We start from the raw sequence: 22,319 nt of genomic DNA, 5'->3' as shown, positions 1-22,319 counted from the left end.
TTGGTAATAATTGGATTTCCTTATTCAGGTTTAAAATAATTCAATTCTATTTTTAACTTTATATTTTGATGTAAAATCTCAATTTTCTCTGCAAAAATATTGTTTTCTGAACTAAAACTAATAGTTATTTTTTCTTTTGTTTGCGAAGCATATACTAGTTTTTCTAATTTTTGATTCTCTTTTGATAAAAATATAAAATTATACTGTTTACCATCTTTTGATTGGTAGATTGTATTTGTTTGATTTTCAAATTGTTCATTAATCAAATAGTTCTTTTTTAGAAGTATTCGAAAATCCTTTTTCAAGGTCGAAATAAGTATTTTTCGGTCCAATTCAGATACAATGGAATTAACTTTAAAGTTAGTTTCCGAAATTTCAAAGTCTAATAATTTATTACCAAATTCAGTAGTAAATACAACGCGATGGGTAGTATCATTTATTTTTTTTGCAATAAATATTCCAGATAATTCATGACCATAAACTGTTATGTTTGCTTTATAGACATAATCAATTTCGGGATTAGAAAAATACGGTGCTTCATAAGATGTTTTTTCTAATGGTTTTGGTGTGAAATTTTTTGTAATTTTTTGACCACAAGAAAACAGAAAAAAAACTAAAAAGCAATTAATTAGTAAAAACGGAGTCGTCGATTTTTGCATTTATCACTTTGTTTTTAAGTACAATTCGGGTATAATCTTCAGATGATTCAAGTAATTTTACTTGAACAACAGTTGCGTCTTCTTTATCGAAAGTCAGTTCTATTTGTTTAATGTATTTTTTTAAAGTTGCATCTTTAGGGATGAATTTTGCAATGTTCTGGTTTTTTGATTTAAAATAACTAATGCTAAATTCTTTATCATCAAACATATCGCCACTTACACTACCAACAATAAGTTTATTGATTCGACCAAAGATTTTGCTATTTCCAATATCTACAACACTTTTCTTGCCTTCGTCATTAATTAAAATTTTACCATTTTTAAAGACAATAGTATAATTATATGGTTTTTTGTATTGCCATTGTAATAGACTTGGTTCTTTAAAAATCATCTTTCCAGATGTTTCAATATCTTTTGATAAGAAGTCTAAATGCTTGTATTGTACAAAATCGGTACTTAATGTTTTGATTTTTTTGGAAACCAGATTAACCGATTGTTTAAAAGTAGCAATTTCTGTATCAGACATTTTTTGCTCCTGAGCAAACAAACTCAAGGTAAACAGATTCAAGAGTATTGCGAATAAATAAATTTTAGTCTTCATATGCTTTAAGATTCAATAGTTTTTCAACCGAAATTACGGTATAATTGTTTTGCTGTAAAAATTGCAAAAACTGTTCCAAGACTAATACTGAATGTTTAGCCGTGTCATGCAAAAGTACAATTCCGCCAGGAGAAACACGTTTTATAATTCGATTGTAAATGACTTCTTGATCTTTAATGCCTCCATCAAGTGATCGAATATTCCAGCCAATTACTTTATGTCCGCTTAACTTTAAAGCCCTACGAATTGATGGGGTTGTTACGCCATACGGAGGCCTGAAGAATTGTATTTTTCTTGAAGTAAATTTTTCAAGAAGCAGATCTGTTCTTTTTAGTTCTTCAAATATTTTTTTAGTATTGTATAAATCAAAAAAATGAGAATGACTGTAAGAATGATTTCCAACTTGATGACCTTCTGATAAAATACGCTCGATAATTTCTGGATGTTTCTCTATGTTTTTTCCAATGCAAAAAAAGGTTGCTTTTACATCGTAATTTTTTAAGACATCTAGGACCTCTAAAGTGATTTCGCTTGGACCATCATCAAAAGTTAATGCGATTTTATTTTCAGTTAATGATGGATTATTACAATATGCCTTTACATGATAGTTCGATTTTATTCGTGACGAATTTATTGCTACAATGCTTAACCAGATTATTCCAATTGCGATAAACCACAAAAAATTGATTGCTATATAAAGTTTCGTAAGAAGCAATAAAAGCAATATGATGATAAAAAACAAACAAGTTTTTTTATGCGTTATCATTTGAAATTAATGTAAAACTATGGTCTTTTCCGTTAAACTGATTGTATAGCAAAATTGTATTGTAGGCTGGCCTTTGTAATGAATTAGCTTTAATAAGTTCTGGGATTGTTTGTGTTTTAATGATTTTAGAACCAACCCATAATCCAAAAGCAGATACTGTATTGTATTCTCCAGATAAATGTTTGTAATAAACCTGTGGCGTATTTGCGAAAGCATTATCTGCCAAATTTTTATAATAAGAGTCAAATTGGATATCACCATTATAACCCAAAACAACAGCGTCTATATCTGAAATTTCTAATTTATTTAATTTTAAAAATTTCTTAATCTCAGCTTCAACTTCATCTTCTTTTAGGATGTTTTTAATTTCTACGTCTATAAGTTGAGCATAAGTTGAGTCTTTTTTTTCATTTTCTAGAACAAAAAAACAAGCTCCTTCGCCATAGATATATCCTTTTGTGGTTTCTTCTAAAAGGTGATAAGGTTCATTTCTATTTTCTTTTATATATCCTGCTAATTTAAAAAGAGATATAGTATAATCACCATTTTCATCAACGCCACCCACTAATACTGAATTGGCTTCGTCTTCATCAATTTGCATTTTGGCATCTAAAAGTGCCGACTCAAAAGAAATAGCGCCATTTACATAAGTAAAATTATATCCTTTGCATTGTAATGTAAGCGCAATCTGTGCTCCAACTGTATTGTGTGTTGATTGAATAAAAGCGGTAGGGGTTAAGAACTCCTCGTTATTATCGATGATTGCTTTTAAGAATTTCTCAGAATCTTCAATGCAACCCATTCCTGTTCCTGTAATAATAGCATCAATATTGTCAATGTTTGCTTCTTTTAGGGCATATGCCGAAGCTACAATTCCGTTTTTGATCCCATTAGCCATTCTTCGGCTTGCAATAGGAGAAATAAAATCTTTGTAATTAGGTTTCTTTAAAAATAAGACATTGTCATTATTATTCCATTCAGCTTCTTCCAAAAAAACAGTATCAAATGTTTTTTGAGCTGAAAGACAACCTGTACCATTTATATATGTTTTTCTCATTCGTTTTTAGAAAATATAAGTGTAGAACAGTTACCACCAAAACCAAAAGAATTTGATAATACGTGTTCGATATTTTTATGTTTTAAAGTTGTTTGTGGTGTTATACTAAACTCCTGCATTGGAGTCTCAAAATTTAAACTTGGAAAAACAACATTGTTCTGAATTGCAAGGACACTATAAACCGCTTCAATAGCAGCAGCGGCAGCAAGAGTATGACCTGTAAAAGGTTTAGTAGAACTAAAATCTGGAACAGGGTTTTCTTTATAAACTCTAAGAATTGCTCTTCCTTCGGATAAATCATTATTAGGAGTTGCTGTTCCATGAACATTGATATAATCGATTTTACTTGGATCTAAAGCAGCAACATCAAATGCTTTTTTCATAGCAAGGTAAGCACCGTCACCATTTTCGGAGGAAGCAGTTTGATGAAAAGCATCATTAGCGTTACCGTAACCTGAAACGCGAGCAAGTACATTTTTGTTTTCTTTTTTTATAATTTCATCAGATTCCAAAACTAAGAATGCAGCAGCTTCACCCAGATTTAATCCTTTACGTTCGTCATCAAAAGGTTTATTATAACCATCAGATAAGATCATTAAAGTTTTAAAACCATTGATCGTAAATTTTGCCAAAGCATCGGTTCCACCAACAATAACTCGGTCTAGTTTTCCAGATTTGATTAATCTTGCGCCAAGCATAATTGCATTTGCTGCCGAAGAACAAGCTGTACTTATTGTAGTTACCATGCCTTTTAATCCAATTTCGTCAGCAATTTTTTGAGCTACATCTCCACAACTATGACTAATAATATATTTTCTTACTTCGGGATTTTCTAAATAATCATAATAATATCTCTCAGTCATATCCATTCCACCAACACTAGTTGCCGAAATTAATCCTGTTTTATATTCGTTAATTGATGTAATTTTCGCATTTGCAACAGCTTCTTTGGCCGCTATTGCACCAAGTAAAGCAGTTCTTGAAAAGTTATTTTCTTCGTCGAGTTGTAATTGAGCGATTAACTCAGCATTGGTTTTCTTTATTTCACCAACTTTAATAAGATCGGCATGAATTGTCGAAATATTCTCGATAGTCGTAATTGCAACCTTGTTATTTATTAATGAAAAATAATTTTCTTCGACCGAATTTCCGATTGAAGATATTATTCCCATACCAGTTATAGCTACTCCTTTTGCCATTTTTTAGACTACTTTTATTTTTAGATTATTTAACTTGATTAGACTGCCTAGATTATTAAATTTTAGTCCATACTCTTATCTAAGCAGTCTAACTAAGTCTAAGAAGTTTATTTAGTTCTGTTTGCCTGGATATAAGCAGCCATTGATTCGATTGATTGGAAAATTACTTTACCTTCTTTCGGGTCAACTAATTTAATTCCGTAATCTTTGTCTAGAATAACGATTAATTCTAAAGCATCGATAGAGTCCAAACCTAAACCATCTCCAAACAGAGGGTCATTATCGTTAATGTCTTCAAGAGTAATATCTTCAAGATTTAATACAGTAATAATTTTATTTTTTAATTCTAATTTTAATGCGTCCATGGTTATTTGTTATATAATGTTTCTATCGTTTCGTTTTGGTATTTTTGATTCTCTTCTTTACCAACCAGACAAAGAAAAGCTTTATATTCTTCATTGAAAAACTCCACCCATCCGCAAAGTACAGTTTCTGCTTTATTAGTCTGCAAAAGTATATTGGCGTAGTTACTTATAAATTCAGGATTGAAGGCGTCAAATATAAAAAAAGAATTTTCACTTTTTAGTTGATGACGGATACTAATTTCTCCTAAGCAAATATTTGGCAAAGTATAAACAAAAACGGCTGGACTTGGGTAATAATCCTCCTTATCGGATATAGATTCCTGATATTTTACATCAGTATCAAGACTTGAGGATTTATTAGCTAAAACCAAGGCTGTATTGTTTTCTATTTCATCTGCTAGTTCGCTATCGCTTGGGTTTGATCTCAAAAGTAATTCGGCTCCTAAAAAGGCTAGTTTACTTAAAGAATCCATTTTGAAAAATTTAGGATAACTTATTTCAAAATTGCGGTACGCTTGTTTCGAAAAGTCTGCAAAATTGGTTGGCTCTATTTTGAAAATAGTAGTTCCGTTCAAAACAATTTCGTTGTTTTCAATTGAGCAATAGGATTGTATGTATGTTTTGTTTGGAGTCATTATTTTACTTTTTCAAAAATCACTGCTGTATTGCAACCTCCGAAACCAGAGGCTGTTTTTAGAAAAGTATCAATGTTTTTCTTTTCATTTTTTTCAATGACATTAATTGGTTGGGTTACTCCCATTTCATCAAAACCTAAGGAAATAAAAAGTGTATCACGAAGGACAGATTCAATTGAAATTACTGTTTCTAATAATCCTGAAGCACCCAATGTATGCCCGTAAAAACCTTTCAAACTATTTACAGGAACCGTTCCCATCTCTAATCGGTTGAAAGCAATAGCTTCCATCTCGTCATTAAAAGGAGTTGCAGTTCCGTGTGCCGAAATATAATCAATATGCTCCGGTTTTATTTGTGCTTCGTTCAAGGCGTTTTGTATACTTCTGAATAAACCTTCGCCTGTTCTTGAAGGACCCGATATATGATTCGCATCGTTTATAGAACTATCTCCGACTATTTTTATTTTTGCATTTTTTAATTCTGCTGAAACTAAAACAGCTGCAGTAGCTTCACCCAGACTTACACCAGTTCTGTTTGCGGAATAAGGCTTGCAAGGCAAACTACTCATTGCTTGAAATGCATTAAAACCAGACAAAACAAATTCTGAAACTTCATCACCAGCAACGATAAAAACGTTGTCATATAGTTCACTTTGTATTATTCTTTTGGCAACCGAAACGGCCAAAATTCCTGATACACAAGCATTAGAAACTACGATAGGTTGCGTTTTAAAATCGAAAAAGGCTGCTACATTTTGTGCCAAGACATTTAAATGAGCATTATGAAAACTCTCGGGAGAATCATTTTTTAAAGCAGTTACATTTCCTTTTGTTGTCGAAAGTATAAAGGCAGTTTTTGAATTTAAATCTACTTCAGAATTTTTGATGATTGGTTCTAAAGCCAAAATCATCATTTTTTCTAATCTCGAATAGTTAGTTTCAGAACTAATCTTTGCGAAAGCAGCATTTAATTTTTCTTCATTTATAATCGAAGCATAAAAAGGATTAGGCATTAAAGATACATCTTCATGCAACTGAATGCCAGATTCACCACAAACAATAGCCTCAATGTTCGACGGAACATCAAATCCTAAGGGAGTGATACAATTGGTTTGGTTTATATAAACGGCTCTTCTCATTATTTTAAAAGACCAACTTTTCGTTTCCATTCTTCGTAAAATGGAGGATTAGTAAGCATTAAATTTCCTTCTTTATTTAAAAATACCTGTACCGTTTCGCCTGTACAGACAATTTCATTACTGGTATTATAAATTTTAAATCTATAAATTATTTTTGCTGCGGGCGTATCTACAATACTTGTTTCTACACGAATGACATCGCCATAGCGCAAAGACAATTTATGCTCACAAGTTGATTTTACGATTGGAGTGGTGTATCCACTAGCAGCGACATCAAGGTAGGTAATCCCATGTTTGCGTCCGAAAGCTTCACGACCATCTTCAAAATAGGTTATATAATAGCCATGCCAAACAATTCCGAGGGCATCGGTTTCGTTAAAGCGTATTCTAACCTCTTCAGTAACTGTTAATGCAATAGCTTCGTTATACTGCTCTTTTCTTCTTATCATATGCTAAGGCAATTGTTGTTGTAATTATAAAAAACAGAAATAATAAACCTATTTCTGGAATGATTTCTAAAAATGTTGCGTTACGTAATAATACATCGTAAAAGGCATTTAATCCCCAGTTCATCGGTGAAGACTTGGCGATAAGCTGCATAATTTTTGGCATTGCAAAAACGGGTACCCAAACACCTCCTATTGCAGCTAGAATAATAACACTTGTTGCACCAAAAGGAGCCGATTGCTCTTGTGTTTTGGCAACGGTTCCTAATAATATTCCGAAACCAATAGCAGCAAATCCAGAGAATAAAGCAACAACGCTCATTAAAAATAAATGGCCTTCTATATTAAGTGATGGTAAACCAATTTCTGGAAATATAAAAACGGCAACACCAACCATCATGTAAAATTGAATCATACAAATTACAGAATATGTAATAGTTTTACCTGTCATAACAATACGATTTGAAACCGGATTTGTTAATAAGCGAACAAAAGTTCCTTGTGTTTTTTCTTTTACAATATTGATCGAAAGTGGAATAACAATAAAAAACATAGCAAAAAGGGTCCATGCAGGAACGTTATGCTGAGTTGAATTTGGTAATACTTCTTTATTGTTTACTCTAGGAATAATTTCCTTGAAAGTAATGAAACTTTTTTGTTCAAAATTAGCGCTTCCTTCTCCCAATTGTTTTTGAAAAGCAGTGTAAATAGAATGGGTTTCTATTTGTGAAATCATTTTATCAATGGAGTTCATGACTGCATTTTTGAAACTCATTTGTACCGCTGGGTCAAAGTATAATCTAACTTCTTTTTGGGTGATTATTTTAGGAGTTTCAGTTTGAGCAATTGTATCAGTTAAACCAATGCTACTTACTATTTTTTGTACATTTTGGTCTATTTTTTCTTGTAAATCTTTACTTAGATTTTCAGGAATAACAATTGCTAATTGGTATTTTCCTTTATAAACAGCTTCTTTAGCGACAGCTTCTGTTAAAGGAATATCTTTGATTTGTGTTACTACTGTAAATAGATTGCTTTTTTGTAAATTATCATAAACTGTTTTGGCTACTGAGCCATTGTCGTTATTTACTAAAAGGATTTCGATTTTAGAATCGCTTACGGTTTTAAATGTACTGTCTTGAATTAAAGTTACCGTAATAACAAGTACAAGAGGCATTACGAATAAAATAATTAATCCTCCTAAATCCCTTTTTAACAATAGGAATTCTTTGACTACAGACATCCATAATTTATATATCATCTCTTAGTTCTTTACCAGTTAATGAAATAAAAACGTCTTCAAGATTTTGTGCGTTTTGTGTATTTGAAATTAATCCAGAAGGAGTGCCTTGAGCATAGATTTTACCTTGGTCAAGAATAGCAATATCTGTACAAAAATCTTGTGCTTCAGATAAATGATGTGAAGTATAAATAATTGTTGTTCCGTTTTTGTTTAAGTGTTTTAGATAATCAATAATAGCATTTTTTGATTGTACATCAACACCAACTGTTGGTTCATCTAGAAATATAATTTTAGGATTGTGTAATATTCCAGCAATTAAATTAATTCTTCTTTTCATTCCTCCAGAAAAGGTTTCGATGCGTTTGTCTGCAAATTTAAGTAACCCCAAAAGATCCAAAGTTTCGATTACTTTGTCTTTTAAATTCTGTCCTTTTAGGCCATACATGCTACCGAAATAATGTAAATTCTCTCTTGCTGTTAGGGTAGGATATAGGGCATATTCTTGAGGAACAACACCTATGAATTGTTTTATTTTGGTAGCATTATTTGCATACGCCATGCCATTAATTGTAAAAGAGCCTGAAGTAGGTTTAACCAAACCACAAAGCATCGAAATTAATGTTGTTTTTCCAGCTCCATTTGGACCTAATAAACCAAAAATTTGACCTTCGTTTATGGTAAGCGTTAAGTCGTTCAAAGAATACATTTCTGCATTTTTGTACTTTTTAGATAGCGATGTTATTTGTATAATAGGATGCAAAATATATTAGCTAATGGCTTTTTTTAGTTTCTTAAAAAATACTTCTTCTCTATTTGCAATGTCCAAAAGTTGGTCAGCAATAGTATTATAAGCATCATTTTTGGCGCTTCGGTTTTTGTATATTCGTGAAGCTTCTACAGCGAAATCACGCCATGAATCTCCAATTTTTGTCATTTCTTTCGATAAGACTTTCAACTCTTCATTATTTAACACAACAGCAGCTTCCTGTAAAAAAGCAGCATATATAAAACGAAATCCTCCACCACCAGTTCCAATTTCCTCTTGCATACGAACTATTTGTGCTAAGTAATGATTGGCTTTTTTGGTTCCGTGTTGAAGTGGCCATTTTCGGATCTTACCTGAAACTAATCTGATTCCTTTAACACCAATAATTGGCATAGGAGCAAGCATGTCTCGGCAAGTGTTTTTTATTCCTTTGATGATTGCATTTTTTAAATCAATATTATCTGGAATATGAATAGGATAATACATTTGTCCTTTTGGAGCAAAAGCACCTTTAGCAAAACGAACCTTGTCTAATTCATCATGGGTAAGTGTTGTAACGGTTTCCATTACTGGGTCACTTATAAGATAATCGGTATCGGTTTTTCCGTAAACCACTAAGTTGTGAGCATTGAAATGAAAGCGATATTCGTCGGGAAAATAACTTAAATTATAAACGCCAACTTGTAATCCTGTTGGGATATTATTTTTTAGATTTTCATCTAAAGCTTGGTTTGCTTTAGAAACTGATGAAAATTTTTGTCTTTTTATTTTTAAATGCAACCTATTAGCAACTCTTCTAAAAATTTGACCAGGTAATGTTCTATAGCTTATCGCAGGAGCATAATTAACTTTTATAAAAGGTAAGTATACGAAAAAGAGTCCTGAACCAATGCCAAAAACCATAGGTTCACTTAAGTTTAAACCATTATTTTTCAGCAAATTTGAAGCTACTCCATTTTCGCAATGTGCCGATTGATGATGTGTAAAAGTGGTTTGCATTAATCTGTTTTAAAATTTTTTAATTCGGATACTGATATCGAAAAGGCATCAGCATATTTTTGTAAAATACGGTCATTTAATTTTGCAAATATAGCAGGTTTAAAATGTCTTTTTATACGCCATTTCCACATGCCTACATAATTGGAAAGAATAAGAAGATCCATTCGGTTCAATTCCATAAAGTAACAAATCGGACTTGCTTCTCCATTTCTTACTTGTGATTTTGCGTCTGCAATACGCTCATTTATCTCATCAATAGAATTTGAAAGAGCAATAGTTTTAGGCTCCCAACCAGTACTTAAAGCAGTTGTATAATCGCCGTTTTCATCGGTTGCATATACAAGTTCTTTCATGTTGTTTTTGGTTAGATTACCATTGTCTTGTGGTACTTTTTCTTTTTCCATGTATTAGTTAATTGAGTAAATTAAAAGCATCAATAGTTAGAACAAAAAAATAATTCAAAATTAATTTTTTACTAACGAATTTGTTTTTTGAATAAACAAATTGATCTCGCATTCTATAAGTTGTACTTCTCCATGAAAGCTTTCGCAATTCATGGTACATAATGTATAATCATCTCCAACAAATTTTGAAACCAAGGATGCTCGTGTAATTATACTATTATTCACTTTTGGTAATTGATATATTTTAAGATTTTTCAGTGTACTGATAAATCCTATTACACTCACATTTTCTTCTTCATCTGTTTTGGCAAAATATTTTTGCGCAACAATAGAGGAGCAGGTTTGTGCTACATTTTCAATTAATCCAGCTTCGATGAAGGTGTTTTTATCAACGAAAATATTATCTTCTTTTATTAAAAAAACAGTTTCTACACTTAGGGCATCTATTGTAAGAATTAAATCGACCATGAGCATAGGCTCACGATGTGGAAGATAATTTCGTATGTCTACTGAAGTGTCCATTTACTATATTATTTGGCTAAAACGGTCTTCATCTGACCGGTTGCGATTTCTTCATTATTTAATGTAGTAACAATATCTACTAGTGTTATTCCAGCAAATTCTTGTAGAATTGTTATTGTCGATTGAATCTCATCGCCAACTTTTGGTAGCTTCTTTATATCAATTTGCTTGATAGAACCAATATAGCCTGTAGGTGCTTTTTCTTGTTTTAAAAAAAAGACATATCCAGTATGTAAAGCCACAGATTGTGCCATGTGTTCTATTAATCCAGCTTCTAGAAAAGTCCCGTTTTCTGAAAAAATATTTTCACTTTGAATTTTTAAGCCAGAGACTAAAGATGTTTCATTGAATGACAACATCTTATCTACCATTACAAAAGGGAACTTTTGTGGTAATAAATTTTCGACAGCTTTTTTTTCTAAGAGTAAAGTTCTTTCCATTAACAAACGGTTAAATAAGCATAGGCAAAAGAGAATCTTCCACTTTCTGGAACTGATAAAAGAATACGATCACCAACTTTTAATTTTCCAGAATTCATTAATTCCTCAACAGCAAGATAAATAGATGCAGAACCTACGTTTCCAACACGAGCAAGATTCATGAACCATTTTTCATCAGCCATTCCAACATTATTTTCTTCAAGGCTTTTCTTTAAACCTTCAACAAAAAAGTGAGAAGAAACGTGTGGTATGAAATAATCAACTTGATCAGCAGTAATGTTATTTTTTTTCATTGCAATACCCATACTTTCTGCTCCTTTTGTTAGGATAAATTGATCTAGTAATTTCACATCCTGTTTGATAGAAAATACAGATTGATTTAACCATTCTTCGGGAGAATAATCGCTCCAAGGTTTTATTTCACCAGTTTCTAATTTCTCTCCTCCAGCATACATACAAGTTTCTAATTCATACGCATATGAAAAAGCTTCCATCCATTCTATTTTTAAAGAGATAGGGCCTCTAGGTTTATTTTCTAATAAAAAAGCACCAGAACCATCAGATAACATCCATCTTAAAAAATCTTTTTTGAAAGCAATTATAGGTAGCTCTTCTAAGTTTTTTAAATTAGAAACTTCAGGACTGTATTTTTCTGACAGGAACCATGATGAAACCTTTTCAGATCCAGTACAAACTGCATTTTTTGAATTCCCTGAACGAATAGAAAGGAAACCATATTTTAATGAATTCATTCCTGCACAACATACTCCTGATGAGGAGTTTAATTCAACAGATTTGTTTTTTAACAATCCATGAACCATTGCGGCATGAGATGGTAAAAATATATCTGGTGTCGAGGTTCCGCATGAAAGAACTTCCATGTCTTGCGGAGTGAAATCGTTATCAAATAATTGTGTTATAGCATTTTTGGTTAGCTCCGCATTGTTATGCGTGCTTTTTCCTTCTTTATCTATTGCGTAATAACGACTTACAATTTTGTTATTGCGTAAAATGATTCTTCTCGCTTTTGAAACGGCATCATTGATAAGTCCCAAATAACTTTCCATTTCATCATTTGTAACAGCTTCGTTTGGCAAATATTTTGCGGCTTTTGTAATATATACTTCAGACATAATATGGTTTCTAAACTCCTTGGTAATATTGAGTTTCTTTTTTGATTTTATTGATTTTAATAGGATATGTAAGAACGTGCAATATATACACTATTGGTGATATTAACCAAATTGCAAGGAATAAATAAACGTAAAATACTTTAAGAAGTACCTTTCTGTTTTTATTATTTCTTGAAATTAACCCAGACCATTTAGTGAAAATTTTATTGGCAGTTTTATCTACTGTTACTAAATAAGGACTAATACGGACAGCATAATTTTCTATTAGTTTGGATTGCAGATCTTTTAAGTTGTTTTCTTTTAAATTTGATGCAATGATATCTCCAAATTTTGAGGATTCTTGAATGTCTTTTTCTGAAACACCTGGCAAAGGAAAAATACCTAAATATTTTTTTTTCACACCAGAGAACATCCATTCTACAATTGTAATTACACTAATTAAGTTTCCTACACGATCTACTAAAGCTACATTCCCAACTAAATTTGCATTGGCTTTTTTTAGTAGGACTTTAACTTTTTCTTGTGCCATGATCCACATATTTCTAGAACCACTTATTGTTACAACAGGAGTGTTGTTTAATATTTTTTGTGCTCCAGGACTTTTTAAAAATGAATTAATAGGTATAGAAGGAGATAGATACCAAACTTGATAATGCAATAACACTAAGTCAAATTTTGTATTTAATATTTCTTGAGGAATTGGTTTTAATCCTGTTGGAATTTGCATAAAGGATTCAGGAAATGCATCAAAAAAAGAATCTTTATCCCAAGGAAACGGAAACGGCTTTTCTAATTGGATTTCATGAAAAGTTACTTTAAACTCATTTGAATCTAAGAAAGGCTTCGCAATTTTTCGCGCTATACTTTCTAGTTGTCCCGATTGAGAATAATAGATAAAAAGGACATTTTTCATTTTGGTTGTGGCTTTTGGTAGTGGTTTCTGGTTTTGGCAAAAGTAATTAATTTTTATGAAACGAATTTTCTTATTTTATCTGTTCGTTTTGTATGGACCCAATCTGGCCAAGTTGACTCATCCTCAGCGTCATAGATTCTTATTTCCTGACTTGCATCTTCGATTAATAAGTCATCGGATGTACAATTCAGAATTTGTGCGGCCGCAGCTACTCCAGAATATGTTGCGCCAGCTACACCATGAGAAAGTGTGCAGGCTCCACAAAGGAATAAATTGTCTATTTCGGATTTGTTTTTATATGAAAAAGGGCCAACCTGATTTAATGTTTTTTCGGTTCCATATACATTTCCTTTCGTTGAATTGATATAAAACTCATTTGTTTTTGGTGTTCCTAATTCAGCTTGAACAATGTATTGTTTTGCATTGGGAATGATTTTCTCAACATTATTCATCAGTTTATTGGTAATCTTTTCTTTGAAGATTTTATATTCTTCGGTATGATAATCTTCTAAACCATTAAAATCTTTTAAGTTATCGTAGTTTATGTAGGTAACGATTTCAAAATTATGATATCTCCCGTTATAACTTGCAGGATCTTTTAAGGTGGTGCAGCTTATAAAAACGGCTGGAAATGAATCGCCAGAAGTGACATCATCATTCATTAAGCTTTCAAAATTAGCATCGTCATTTTCATCTTTCATCATCCATATATTACCAGAATCAATGTTAAATTGAGTGACATCTATGTCTAATGTTAAAAATAAAATTAATGAAGTTACAGAGTATTTAGTTTTCTCTAGCTTCTTAATAAGTGATTTACTTAAGTATTCTTTACCAATTAAATTAAAATAGGTAATTGAAGGGTCAGCATTTGAAACAATATTTTTTGCTAAAATGGTGTTTCCATTCTCGAGCTCAATTCCAACAGCTTTTTTGTTTTGAACAATTATTTTTTTTACATTTTGCTTTACACGAACTTCTCCTCCGTGTCTCTTTATACCATTTGTCATTGCTTTTACAATGCCTCCACCGCCACCCATTGGATAAAATCCGCCATCAAAATAATGCCCCATTACAGAACAATGCACAGGAAAACAAGCTCTATTTGGCGAAAGGCCGTGATCACCGCATTGTATATTAAGTACCGCTTTTAAGATGGGGTCTTTAATATGCCAACCGATTACTTTTTTTAAAGGGAATAAAGCAAACTTACCAAAATGTTTCGTTCTAAAGGGTACAGTTATATTTTGCCAAAAGCCTTTTAGTTTTGGAATTAATAACAATTCAAAACAGACTCTTTGTACTAATGTAAGATATTCGTTTATGTTTTTTTCTTCTTTAGGAAAATGGGCTGTAAGTGTTTGTTTGAGATTAACTACACCTGCAGGTAAGTCGAATGTTTTGTCACCAATTAGACAATGTTCATATGCTTTCTTATTCATTCGAAAAAAAACCATATCATTCGCAATTCCTAGGCCACGATAAAGGTTATTTGTAGAAGCTCCTTTGTCTATAAGCCCTACATAATGTACACCGGGACTAAAACGTTGCCCTTTTAAAGTAAAACTATGACTCCAACCACCTGGAACATAATGTTGCTCAAGAATTAAAACTTTTTGTCCAGCTCTTGCTAAACAAATTCCTGTAGCCAAGCCACCAACTCCTGAACCAATTATGATTGTGTCAAATTCTTCCATGCATTAATTTTAGAATCGTTTAAGTGTAAAGTAAGTCTTATTTAACTTAGGGTAAAGTTGCTTTATTTTTTAGTGCTAAATTGATTCCAAAAATCAAAATAGTTGAACCATTGTAAAGGATACTTTTCGAGCATAGACTCAACGTTTTCTATGTAAGCACTCAGTAATCCCTTTTCGTCACGGTGTTTTACAACGGCTTCGCGAGCATACAAATGATAGTGTAAGTTTGGTTCTTTCATTACGTAAACAAAAACTACAGGAACCTTTAATCGGGAAGCAATTAAAAATGGTCCTGCAGGAAAATTTGCTTCTTGTCCTAATAATTTATCTGATAATGATTTTGTCCCTTCAAAGTAACGATCACCTGTAAAACAGATGAGTTCGTTTCTGTTTAAAGCCGCATTGATTTCAAAAATATGAGACAAATCTTCTTTTATAATTATGAACTTAACTGTTGGTTTTTTGGTAACACTCTCTAGATATTTTTTTATGTCAGAATGTTCCAAGTCGGTAGTGACCAAATTGATTTGAAAATCAATGTCGATTTCTCCAAAGAAATGTTCGGCAATTTCAAAATTTCCAATATGGGCACTAATTAAAACCCCACCTTTTTTTTCGGCAAGTAGTTTTTTTAATGTTTCGATTCCGTCAAATTCATAAGTAAATTGTTCTCTCATTCCAGCAGAAATGGAGATTTTGTCAATTATAGTTTGCCCAAAAGTAAAGTAACTTTTGAAAACCATTCTTTTGGATTTTAAGAACGAGTAACCTAGTCTTTTATTAAAATAATAAAAGATGGCTTGATTACTTTTTTTTAGGAAAAGGAAATAATATGAAGCTACAAAGTACAAAAGGAAATAGGCTACTTTAATCCCCGCTTTTTGTATTAAAAAAACGAATATTCTATAGCCTAAAACGGTACCTTTTGATTTACCATCCCATTTACTCATTAAGCAGCTTTGGCTTTTAGTTTGGTTTCGATAAGGTCATAAAAGTTTTGAAAAGTAGCTATGCCAACGAAATCAACTTCAACTAATTTTACACCAAAATTAGATTCTATTGATACTACTAAATCGACATAGTCTAAACTATCTAATCCTAAAGTATCTTTTAAATTAGCATTTGGTTCAATGTCGTCATTATCAACTTCAAATTCATCTACCAAAAAACCATTAATCTTTTCTATTATCTCTTGCTTATTCATTATTTAATTTAAACTTTTTTACTACCAGTGCAGAATTTGTTCCTCCAAACCCGAAGGAATTGGACAAAAATATATCAATTTTTCTATTTAACGTAGTTTTAACTAAATTTAATTTAGCTGCGGCTTCGTCTGGGTTTTCTAAATTGATGTTTGGGGCAATAAAATCATTTTGCATCATTAGTATAGAATAGATAACTTCGCTTGCGCCCGCCATCCAGCATTCATGCCCAGTCATTGATTTAGTGGAGCTTACTGGGGGATTGCTTTTTCCAAAAATTTCAAAGATTGCTTTTGCCTCGTTTTCATCTCCAACAGGGGTAGAGGTAGCATGCGCATTTATGTAATCAATATCTGACGCATTTAATTTTGCATCATCAAGTGCTCTTTGCATTGCTGTAGATGGTCCTTCAACATTTGGTGTTGAAATATGTCCTCCATTTGATGAAAATCCATAACCAGCAACTTCAGCAATTATAGTTGCTCCGCGTTTTATTGCCGATTCATAGCTTTCTAGGATTAAAGTTGCACCTCCACCGCTAGGAACTAGACCATCTCGACCAGAGTCAAAAGGTCTTGATGCCTTGGTAGGGTCTCCATCTCCGGTAGCAAAAACACCTAAACCATCAAAACTGCTCATGGCATATTTGTTGATTTCTTGTGCTCCACCACAAATTACGGTATCTTGAAATCCGCTTTTTATTAAGAAATAAGCAAGACCTATAGCGTGAGAGCCACTTGCACAAGCTGCGCTTATGGTTAAATTAATACCTCTTAACTTAAAAATTGTTGAAAGGTTCATAGTAACGGTTGAGTTCATCGACTTGAAAATAGCTCCAGAACCAATTAAGGCAGTATCTTTTTTTTCTCGAACAATATCGGTTGCATCGATAATGGCTTTAGAAACGCTATCATTACCATACATTATACCTACTTCATTGTCATCAAAAAAAGAATCATCGATTCCAGCATTTTTCAACGCTTCGATAGTAGCCATATAAGCGTATTCGGTTTCTTCGCCAATGCTCATACGCTGTCTTCGGTTCAATAAACTTTTTAAATCTGGTTTGGGAACCATACCTGTTAAGGCCGATTGAAAACCAAATTCTTTTCTTTCGGCATCAAATTGTATTCCCGATTTCCCATTATATAAGGATTCTTTTACTTCATTTAATGAAGTCCCAATACATGAGTAAATTCCCATTCCTGTAATTACAACTCTCCTATTCATCTTCTTTTTTATAGTAATTTTTAAGAATATATCCCACCGTTTATATTTATAATTTCTCCGGTTATGTAACTTGATTTGTTAGAAACTAAAAAGCTGACCAAATTAGCCACTTCTTCTGCTTCTCCAAAGCGATTGACAGGAATTAATTTTAATAACTCTTTTTCGTCTAATTGACTTGTCATATCTGTTCTTATAAATCCAGGAGCGACGGCATTTACCGTAATATTTCTTTTGGCTACTTCTTGAGCTAATGCTTTGGTTGCAGCTACTATAGCGCCTTTTGCGGCAGAATAGTTAGTTTGACCCGGAGTACCTTTTACTCCCGAAACAGAAACCATATTAACAATACGTCCGTATTTATTACGAAGCATTTTTTGGATAAAAAATTGTGTAACGTTAAAAAAACCACCTACACTTGTATTCATAACACCATTCCAGTCTTCATGTGACATCCACATAAATAACCCGTCTTTTGTAATTCCTGCATTATTTACAATTGCTTCAACGATGGCCTCTGGGTTTGCATCCTGCCATTTGGTTAAAACATTTTGAACGTCTTCAAAATTAGAAACATCAAATTGTATAATTTCTCCAGTTGCGCCTAATTTTACTACTTCTTCAAGTGTTTGTTCGGCAGCGATTTTGTTTGAATGATAATTAATCAGAATGTGGTACTTTGTATCTACAGCTAATTTTTTACAAATAGCACTCCCAATTCCTCTTGAACCACCAGTTACTAATGCACATTTCATATAGGTAAGGTTTGTTTTTTATTGTATGTTATCGCTTTTTTTTATTTACAGCTTTTGGTTTTACCTCGGCTTTTGGCTTATCGGTAGCGACTTCATTTGTTTCTTTTTTTTCTGTTTTTGAAAATAGTTCTGCGTTTTCAAACCATTGGTTGCCTAATACGGTTCCGTCTGGTTTAAGAAACCCCCATTTTCCTTCATTTTTCACTCTTGCAAGACCGTCTATAAATCCCTTGTCTTGTTGCATAAACAGGGAAATGATAAGTCCATTTGCAGTTATACCATATTGAGTTGGTATTGCCAATTTTCCTGTTTCATTTATAAATCCCCAGTTTTTTTCTTTTACAGGAGCCAGTCCATTTGAACTAAAAACTTCGGCATCACTATAAGTTGGCGGAATAATAAATTCTGCTTTTGGGTTAATGAATCCCCATTTTGAACCTATACAAACAGGAGCTAAATTTTTTGAGAATGCTTTTGCTTTATCGTAGATAGGTAAAATTGTCCAATTTCCTTTTAGGTCAATGAATCCAACTTTTCCATTCTTTTTAGCATAAGTTAAATCCTGAGTATCAAAATCCCAAATTTTTTCAGCACCATCAACTGGAATAAAACTTCCAGCACTCACTAAGCCAAAGGTTTTATCTTTTCTTGCCCAAGTTGTATTTTTAAAATAATTGCCTATTTCCTCATATGCAGGTTCTACTAATTCCTTGCCAGAAGTATTAATAATACCCCATTTTTTATTGTTGGCAACTCTTGCAAAGCCATTTTGGAAAGGCTTGATAGCATCATATTTGGGCTCTAAAACAATTGCCATTTTTGGATTGATTAATCCAACTTTGTTTCCTTGTTTTATAAAAGCTACACCATCTCCAAAATCATATAATTTATCTGAAGGTGGTGCAATTTGAATCTCTCCTTTGGTATTGATATATACCCATTTTTTATCTTTGGATACAATACATATACCATCATTAAATTCTTTAACATTATCAAAAGTTGCAGGAATAACCCATGCTCCTTTAGTATCTATAAATCCCCATTTTCCATTATCTTCTACAGCGGCCAAGCCTTGAGAAAAGCTTTTGGCACTTTTGTACATAGGTTCAATACGAAATGTTCCCTCTTTGGTAAGATATCCAAACTTTCCGTTTTTCTTAACTAATGCTAGTTCTTGACTATTAACAAATTGAATAAAGAATAGCAACAAAAAAATAGATGTTTTTTTCATGGTTTTAAGATTCAAGATTAATAATGGAAAAAAATTAATTGTTTATCAGGTAGTCTTTTACTTTTTGAACAAAAGGATACATTACCTGATCTTCTTTAAATTTAGGTATAATTGCTCTAATATCATCATATAATTTTTTAGACACAGATGAGATTTTATCTTTTTGTTCTAAATAATCAATTGCTTGCACAATGGTAATCAGTTCGATAGCTAAAACTTCAAATGAGTTTTCAATAACTTTTGCAGTAATCACGGCAGCATTTGTTCCCATACTAACGATATCTTGATTGTCGTTATTGTTCGGGATACTGTGTACATACATTGGGTTAGATAACATTTGGTTTTCGGCAGTTGTTGAGGTTGCAGTAAACTGAACCCCTTGCATTCCAAAATTAAATCCTAATGTTCCAAGATTTACAAATGGAGGAAGGATTTCATTTATTTTAGAATTCAATAAATAATTTAATTGACGTTCTGCTAGCATTGTAAGTTTAGTCACTACAATTTTTAGCTTGTCCATTTCTAATGAAATGTAATCCCCATGGAAATTACCACCATGATATACATGTTTGTTTTTTACATCTATAATAGGATTATCATTTGCCGAGTTGAATTCGTCTTCTAGGATTGAACTAACATTGTTGATAGTTTCTAAAATAGGACCTAGAATTTGTGGTACACATCTTAAAGAATAATATTCCTGTACTTTTTCTTTGAAGATTTCCTCAGTGTTTTCACCCGTATATAAATGGTCTTCTCTTTTGCGGATTAAAGTACTGTCTGAAAGATTTTTTCTCATTCTTGCAGCTACTTCTTGTTGTCCTTTATGACGTTTTGTTTGATTTAATTCTTCCGAAAAATGATCATCGTACGCTTGTACAATTTCATTGATTGTGCAAGAGAATTTTAAAGACCAGTCTAATAATTTATTAGCATGATGTACATTTACTACACCAATTCCTGTCATTACTGAGGTTCCGTTTATAAGCGCAAGACCTTCTCTTATTTCTACTTGAATTGGAGACAGGTTTTCAATTTCGAAGACATCTTTTGTAGCTCTTCTTTCTCCTTTGTAAAAAACTTCACCTTCGCCTATTAATGTTAGTGCTAAATGAGATAGTTGAACTAAATCTCCACTTGCTCCAACACCTCCATGTTCAAAAATTAAAGGCGTAATATCTTTATTTATAAATTCTTTCATTAAATGGATTACTGATGGATGTACACCAGAATTTCCTAAAGAAAGTGTATTTAGTCGTGCTAAAATTGCTGCTTTTACACAAGCAGCATTTAATGGTTTGCCAGTTCCAGAAGAGTGACTTCTTATTAAATTATATTGTAATTGAATTTGATCTTCATTTTTAATACGATATTGTGCCATTGGCCCAAAACCAGTATTTACACCATATATGACTTTGTTGCCTGAGAATTCTTTCAAGAAAGCAAAACTTTCATTTACTCGATCTAAGACAGCTTCACTGATGTCAATTTTACTATTTCCAAAAATTATGGATTCGAATTCTTTTAAACTTAAATATTCTCCAATTGTGTTCATTTAAACCTTTTTGATTATGCTAAATTAATTTTATTTATTAAAATAAATGTGGTTATTTTGATGGTGGCAAATGTAAGGTAATAATTAATAACAATTCATATATGTTAAAGGAGTTTGTAGATGTTTTAATAATAGGTGCGGGGCCATCTGGATGTGTATCTGCCGCTTATTTACGTAAGAATAATTGCAAAATAAAAGTTGTAGAGAAAACTAAATTTCCTAGGATAGTTGTTGGTGAGAGTTTGATACCGAGAGTAATGGATCATTTTGCAGAGGCAGAATTATTTGATAGTCTTAATGCCATGAATTTTGAAAAAAAATTAGGAGCACGATTTATAAGAGGAAATGAAATTTGTGTTTTTGATTTTTCTGATAAATTTTCTGAAGGTTGGGATTGGACATGGCAAGTGCCTAGAGCTGATTTTGATAATACAATGGCTCAAGAATTAATTCGTAAAGGGATTGATTTGGAATTTGAATCTGAAGTTATTGAAGTTTCTTTTGATGGAAGTAATTCAAAAACAATTGTAAAAGATGCTGATGGAAACTTAAAAGAAATTCATGCCAAGTTTATTATAGATTCAAGTGGTTACGGAAGAGTTTTACCTAGACTTTTAGATTTGGATAAACCATCGGCTTTAGATCCACACTCTTCTATTTTTACACATGTAAAGGATATTAATAGACCAGAGGGTGAAGAGGGGACATTAATTTCATTTGATGTTCTTGAAACTGAAGTTTGGTTATGGGTGATTCCTTTCTCTAACGGGAATACAAGTTTGGGTGTTGTAGGGCCAACAGATTTTATCAATTCACTTTCTGAAAATAAAAATAATAGCGAAGCATTAAAAAACGCAATTCAGCTTTCTGATTATTATATTAAAAGATTTGAAGGAACTGAGTTTTTATTCGAACCTATAAAATTGGAGAATTATTCGCGTTCTGTAAAGAAAATGTATGGAGACGGATTTGCCTTGACAGGAAATAGTACCGAATTCTTGGATCCAGTATTTTCATCAGGAGTTGCTTTTGCTACCGAATCAGGTATGCTTGCTGCGAAATTGTATTTAAAACAGTCGCAAGGTATTGAAGTAAACTGGGAAACAGAATTCACAGAATATATGAAGCGTGGAATTAATGTTTTTACGACTTATGTGAAAGAGTGGTACACAGGGAATTTACAAACTTTGTTTTTCCATCAACCAGAAAATCCAGATGTAAAGCGTAAAATTTGTGCTGTTCTAGCAGGATATGTTTGGGATGAAGAGAATCCATTTGTGAAAAAACACGATAATGTAATTAAAAATATGGCTTATCTTTTGAACATGGAAAGCAAGCAAAAAGAAAACCCTAGTGTAAACTAGG

Annotated in this window: 25 protein-coding genes; 1 reads left to right on the top strand and 24 read right to left on the bottom strand. The window is 32.2% G+C overall.

The window, feature by feature from the left end; all coding sequences use genetic code 11:
• Positions 1 to 20 precede the first annotated feature (20 nt).
• From lolB2 to flxA, 24 genes are all read right to left on the bottom strand, one after another.
• Entirely contained in the window at positions 21 to 659 is a 639-nt protein-coding gene (gene lolB2 / locus QWY99_RS20135; protein WP_290267494.1) for a flexirubin biosynthesis protein LolB2, read from the bottom strand.
• Positions 625 to 1,260: a flexirubin biosynthesis/transport protein LolA2 gene (gene lolA2, locus QWY99_RS20130; RefSeq protein ID WP_290267493.1), complete on the bottom strand. Its 636-nt coding sequence runs from the start codon at positions 1,258 to 1,260 to the stop codon at positions 625 to 627. Before lolA2 ends, lolB2 begins: the two co-directional genes overlap by 35 nt.
• Positions 1,250 to 2,026, bottom strand: coding sequence for a polysaccharide deacetylase family protein (locus tag QWY99_RS20125; RefSeq protein ID WP_290267492.1), 777 nt, complete (start codon positions 2,024 to 2,026; stop codon positions 1,250 to 1,252). The genes lolA2 and QWY99_RS20125 overlap by 11 nt, the downstream gene beginning before the upstream one ends.
• Complete coding sequence (locus tag QWY99_RS20120; RefSeq protein ID WP_290267491.1) at positions 2,013 to 3,083, bottom strand: beta-ketoacyl synthase N-terminal-like domain-containing protein; 1,071 nt, start codon at positions 3,081 to 3,083, stop codon at positions 2,013 to 2,015. Before QWY99_RS20120 ends, QWY99_RS20125 begins: the two co-directional genes overlap by 14 nt.
• Entirely contained in the window at positions 3,080 to 4,282 is a 1,203-nt protein-coding gene (locus tag QWY99_RS20115; protein WP_290267490.1) for a beta-ketoacyl-[acyl-carrier-protein] synthase family protein, read from the bottom strand. Before QWY99_RS20115 ends, QWY99_RS20120 begins: the two co-directional genes overlap by 4 nt.
• Positions 4,283 to 4,389: 107 nt before the next feature.
• Positions 4,390 to 4,647: a phosphopantetheine-binding protein gene (locus QWY99_RS20110; RefSeq protein ID WP_290267489.1), complete on the bottom strand. Its 258-nt coding sequence runs from the start codon at positions 4,645 to 4,647 to the stop codon at positions 4,390 to 4,392.
• Positions 4,648 to 4,649: 2 nt separating this feature from the next.
• Entirely contained in the window at positions 4,650 to 5,282 is a 633-nt protein-coding gene (locus QWY99_RS20105; protein ID WP_290267488.1) for a 3-oxoacyl-ACP synthase, read from the bottom strand.
• Positions 5,282 to 6,421 carry a beta-ketoacyl-[acyl-carrier-protein] synthase family protein gene (locus QWY99_RS20100; protein ID WP_290267487.1) on the bottom strand — a complete coding sequence of 380 codons (1,140 nt, stop codon included), beginning with the start codon at positions 6,419 to 6,421 and terminating at the stop codon, positions 5,282 to 5,284. The genes QWY99_RS20105 and QWY99_RS20100 overlap by 1 nt, the downstream gene beginning before the upstream one ends.
• Positions 6,421 to 6,870, bottom strand: a complete 450-nt coding sequence (locus tag QWY99_RS20095; RefSeq protein ID WP_290267486.1) for an acyl-CoA thioesterase — start codon at positions 6,868 to 6,870, stop codon at positions 6,421 to 6,423. The genes QWY99_RS20100 and QWY99_RS20095 overlap by 1 nt, the downstream gene beginning before the upstream one ends.
• Positions 6,845 to 8,128: an ABC transporter permease gene (locus QWY99_RS20090; RefSeq protein ID WP_290267485.1), complete on the bottom strand. Its 1,284-nt coding sequence runs from the start codon at positions 8,126 to 8,128 to the stop codon at positions 6,845 to 6,847. The genes QWY99_RS20095 and QWY99_RS20090 overlap by 26 nt, the downstream gene beginning before the upstream one ends.
• On the bottom strand, positions 8,118 to 8,816 hold the full coding sequence (locus tag QWY99_RS20085; protein WP_290267484.1) for an ABC transporter ATP-binding protein: 699 nt from the start codon (positions 8,814 to 8,816) through the stop codon (positions 8,118 to 8,120). Before QWY99_RS20085 ends, QWY99_RS20090 begins: the two co-directional genes overlap by 11 nt.
• Positions 8,817 to 8,876: 60 nt before the next feature.
• The gene (gene darH / locus QWY99_RS20080) at positions 8,877 to 9,875 is read right to left on the bottom strand and encodes a BtrH-related acyltransferase DarH (protein WP_290267483.1); all 999 of its coding nucleotides are present in this window, start codon (positions 9,873 to 9,875) and stop codon (positions 8,877 to 8,879) included.
• Positions 9,875 to 10,279 (bottom strand): flexirubin biosynthesis protein DarG, encoded by a 405-nt coding sequence (gene DarG / locus QWY99_RS20075; RefSeq protein WP_290267482.1) that lies wholly within the window; start codon positions 10,277 to 10,279, stop codon positions 9,875 to 9,877. Before DarG ends, darH begins: the two co-directional genes overlap by 1 nt.
• Positions 10,280 to 10,339: 60 nt before the next feature.
• On the bottom strand, positions 10,340 to 10,801 hold the full coding sequence (locus QWY99_RS20070) for a hotdog family protein (protein WP_290267481.1): 462 nt from the start codon (positions 10,799 to 10,801) through the stop codon (positions 10,340 to 10,342).
• Between the two features lie 8 nt (positions 10,802 to 10,809).
• Entirely contained in the window at positions 10,810 to 11,241 is a 432-nt protein-coding gene (locus QWY99_RS20065; protein ID WP_290267480.1) for a hotdog family protein, read from the bottom strand.
• The gene (gene darB / locus QWY99_RS20060) at positions 11,241 to 12,374 is read right to left on the bottom strand and encodes a dialkylresorcinol biosynthesis protein DarB (protein WP_290267479.1); all 1,134 of its coding nucleotides are present in this window, start codon (positions 12,372 to 12,374) and stop codon (positions 11,241 to 11,243) included. The genes QWY99_RS20065 and darB overlap by 1 nt, the downstream gene beginning before the upstream one ends.
• A gap of 10 nt (positions 12,375 to 12,384) precedes the next feature.
• Positions 12,385 to 13,287 (bottom strand): NADPH-dependent FMN reductase family protein, encoded by a 903-nt coding sequence (locus QWY99_RS20055; protein WP_290267478.1) that lies wholly within the window; start codon positions 13,285 to 13,287, stop codon positions 12,385 to 12,387.
• 53 nt (positions 13,288 to 13,340) lie between these two features.
• Entirely contained in the window at positions 13,341 to 14,984 is a 1,644-nt protein-coding gene (locus tag QWY99_RS20050) for a phytoene desaturase family protein (protein WP_290267477.1), read from the bottom strand.
• Between the two features lie 62 nt (positions 14,985 to 15,046).
• A complete protein-coding gene (locus QWY99_RS20045) occupies positions 15,047 to 15,934 on the bottom strand; it encodes a lysophospholipid acyltransferase family protein (RefSeq protein ID WP_290267476.1) in 888 nt (295 codons plus the stop codon).
• A complete protein-coding gene (locus QWY99_RS20040) occupies positions 15,934 to 16,188 on the bottom strand; it encodes an acyl carrier protein (protein WP_290267475.1) in 255 nt (84 codons plus the stop codon). The genes QWY99_RS20045 and QWY99_RS20040 overlap by 1 nt, the downstream gene beginning before the upstream one ends.
• Entirely contained in the window at positions 16,181 to 17,416 is a 1,236-nt protein-coding gene (locus tag QWY99_RS20035) for a beta-ketoacyl-[acyl-carrier-protein] synthase family protein (RefSeq protein WP_290267474.1), read from the bottom strand. Before QWY99_RS20035 ends, QWY99_RS20040 begins: the two co-directional genes overlap by 8 nt.
• A gap of 20 nt (positions 17,417 to 17,436) precedes the next feature.
• Positions 17,437 to 18,168, bottom strand: a complete 732-nt coding sequence (flxB, locus tag QWY99_RS20030; protein ID WP_290267473.1) for a flexirubin biosynthesis SDR family reductase FlxB — start codon at positions 18,166 to 18,168, stop codon at positions 17,437 to 17,439.
• 28 nt (positions 18,169 to 18,196) lie between these two features.
• Positions 18,197 to 19,399, bottom strand: a complete 1,203-nt coding sequence (locus QWY99_RS20025) for a WG repeat-containing protein (RefSeq protein ID WP_290267472.1) — start codon at positions 19,397 to 19,399, stop codon at positions 18,197 to 18,199.
• 34 nt (positions 19,400 to 19,433) lie between these two features.
• Positions 19,434 to 20,954 (bottom strand): flexirubin biosynthesis tyrosine ammonia-lyase FlxA, encoded by a 1,521-nt coding sequence (flxA, locus tag QWY99_RS20020; RefSeq protein ID WP_290267471.1) that lies wholly within the window; start codon positions 20,952 to 20,954, stop codon positions 19,434 to 19,436.
• Between the two features lie 101 nt (positions 20,955 to 21,055).
• Between flxA and QWY99_RS20015 the strand changes: the two genes are divergently transcribed.
• Positions 21,056 to 22,318 carry an NAD(P)/FAD-dependent oxidoreductase gene (locus QWY99_RS20015; RefSeq protein WP_290267470.1) on the top strand — a complete coding sequence of 421 codons (1,263 nt, stop codon included), beginning with the start codon at positions 21,056 to 21,058 and terminating at the stop codon, positions 22,316 to 22,318.
• Position 22,319 lies beyond the last annotated feature (1 nt).

It is taken from the genome of Flavobacterium branchiarum (assembly GCF_030409845.1).
GTDB lineage: Bacteria > Bacteroidota > Bacteroidia > Flavobacteriales > Flavobacteriaceae > Flavobacterium > Flavobacterium branchiarum.
This window is presented reverse-complemented; position numbering and strand designations above follow the sequence as displayed.

What these genes read in the sequence shown, in the direction of transcription:
- lolB2 (WP_290267494.1), bottom strand. Translation starts at nt 659, where the DNA reads ATGCAAAAATCGACGACTCCGTTTTTACTAATTAATTGCTTTTTAGTT.
- lolA2 (WP_290267493.1), bottom strand. Translation starts at nt 1,260, where the DNA reads ATGAAGACTAAAATTTATTTATTCGCAATACTCTTGAATCTGTTTACC.
- QWY99_RS20125 (WP_290267492.1), bottom strand. Translation starts at nt 2,026, where the DNA reads ATGATAACGCATAAAAAAACTTGTTTGTTTTTTATCATCATATTGCTT.
- QWY99_RS20120 (WP_290267491.1), bottom strand. Translation starts at nt 3,083, where the DNA reads ATGAGAAAAACATATATAAATGGTACAGGTTGTCTTTCAGCTCAAAAA.
- QWY99_RS20115 (WP_290267490.1), bottom strand. Translation starts at nt 4,282, where the DNA reads ATGGCAAAAGGAGTAGCTATAACTGGTATGGGAATAATATCTTCAATC.
- QWY99_RS20110 (WP_290267489.1), bottom strand. Translation starts at nt 4,647, where the DNA reads ATGGACGCATTAAAATTAGAATTAAAAAATAAAATTATTACTGTATTA.
- QWY99_RS20105 (WP_290267488.1), bottom strand. Translation starts at nt 5,282, where the DNA reads ATGACTCCAAACAAAACATACATACAATCCTATTGCTCAATTGAAAAC.
- QWY99_RS20100 (WP_290267487.1), bottom strand. Translation starts at nt 6,421, where the DNA reads ATGAGAAGAGCCGTTTATATAAACCAAACCAATTGTATCACTCCCTTA.
- QWY99_RS20095 (WP_290267486.1), bottom strand. Translation starts at nt 6,870, where the DNA reads ATGATAAGAAGAAAAGAGCAGTATAACGAAGCTATTGCATTAACAGTT.
- QWY99_RS20090 (WP_290267485.1), bottom strand. Translation starts at nt 8,128, where the DNA reads ATGATATATAAATTATGGATGTCTGTAGTCAAAGAATTCCTATTGTTA.
- QWY99_RS20085 (WP_290267484.1), bottom strand. Translation starts at nt 8,816, where the DNA reads ATGTATTCTTTGAACGACTTAACGCTTACCATAAACGAAGGTCAAATT.
- darH (WP_290267483.1), bottom strand. Translation starts at nt 9,875, where the DNA reads ATGCAAACCACTTTTACACATCATCAATCGGCACATTGCGAAAATGGA.
- DarG (WP_290267482.1), bottom strand. Translation starts at nt 10,279, where the DNA reads ATGGAAAAAGAAAAAGTACCACAAGACAATGGTAATCTAACCAAAAAC.
- QWY99_RS20070 (WP_290267481.1), bottom strand. Translation starts at nt 10,801, where the DNA reads ATGGACACTTCAGTAGACATACGAAATTATCTTCCACATCGTGAGCCT.
- QWY99_RS20065 (WP_290267480.1), bottom strand. Translation starts at nt 11,241, where the DNA reads ATGGAAAGAACTTTACTCTTAGAAAAAAAAGCTGTCGAAAATTTATTA.
- darB (WP_290267479.1), bottom strand. Translation starts at nt 12,374, where the DNA reads ATGTCTGAAGTATATATTACAAAAGCCGCAAAATATTTGCCAAACGAA.
- QWY99_RS20055 (WP_290267478.1), bottom strand. Translation starts at nt 13,287, where the DNA reads ATGAAAAATGTCCTTTTTATCTATTATTCTCAATCGGGACAACTAGAA.
- QWY99_RS20050 (WP_290267477.1), bottom strand. Translation starts at nt 14,984, where the DNA reads ATGGAAGAATTTGACACAATCATAATTGGTTCAGGAGTTGGTGGCTTG.
- QWY99_RS20045 (WP_290267476.1), bottom strand. Translation starts at nt 15,934, where the DNA reads ATGAGTAAATGGGATGGTAAATCAAAAGGTACCGTTTTAGGCTATAGA.
- QWY99_RS20040 (WP_290267475.1), bottom strand. Translation starts at nt 16,188, where the DNA reads ATGAATAAGCAAGAGATAATAGAAAAGATTAATGGTTTTTTGGTAGAT.
- QWY99_RS20035 (WP_290267474.1), bottom strand. Translation starts at nt 17,416, where the DNA reads ATGAATAGGAGAGTTGTAATTACAGGAATGGGAATTTACTCATGTATT.
- flxB (WP_290267473.1), bottom strand. Translation starts at nt 18,168, where the DNA reads ATGAAATGTGCATTAGTAACTGGTGGTTCAAGAGGAATTGGGAGTGCT.
- QWY99_RS20025 (WP_290267472.1), bottom strand. Translation starts at nt 19,399, where the DNA reads ATGAAAAAAACATCTATTTTTTTGTTGCTATTCTTTATTCAATTTGTT.
- flxA (WP_290267471.1), bottom strand. Translation starts at nt 20,954, where the DNA reads ATGAACACAATTGGAGAATATTTAAGTTTAAAAGAATTCGAATCCATA.
- QWY99_RS20015 (WP_290267470.1), top strand. Translation starts at nt 21,056, where the DNA reads ATGTTAAAGGAGTTTGTAGATGTTTTAATAATAGGTGCGGGGCCATCT.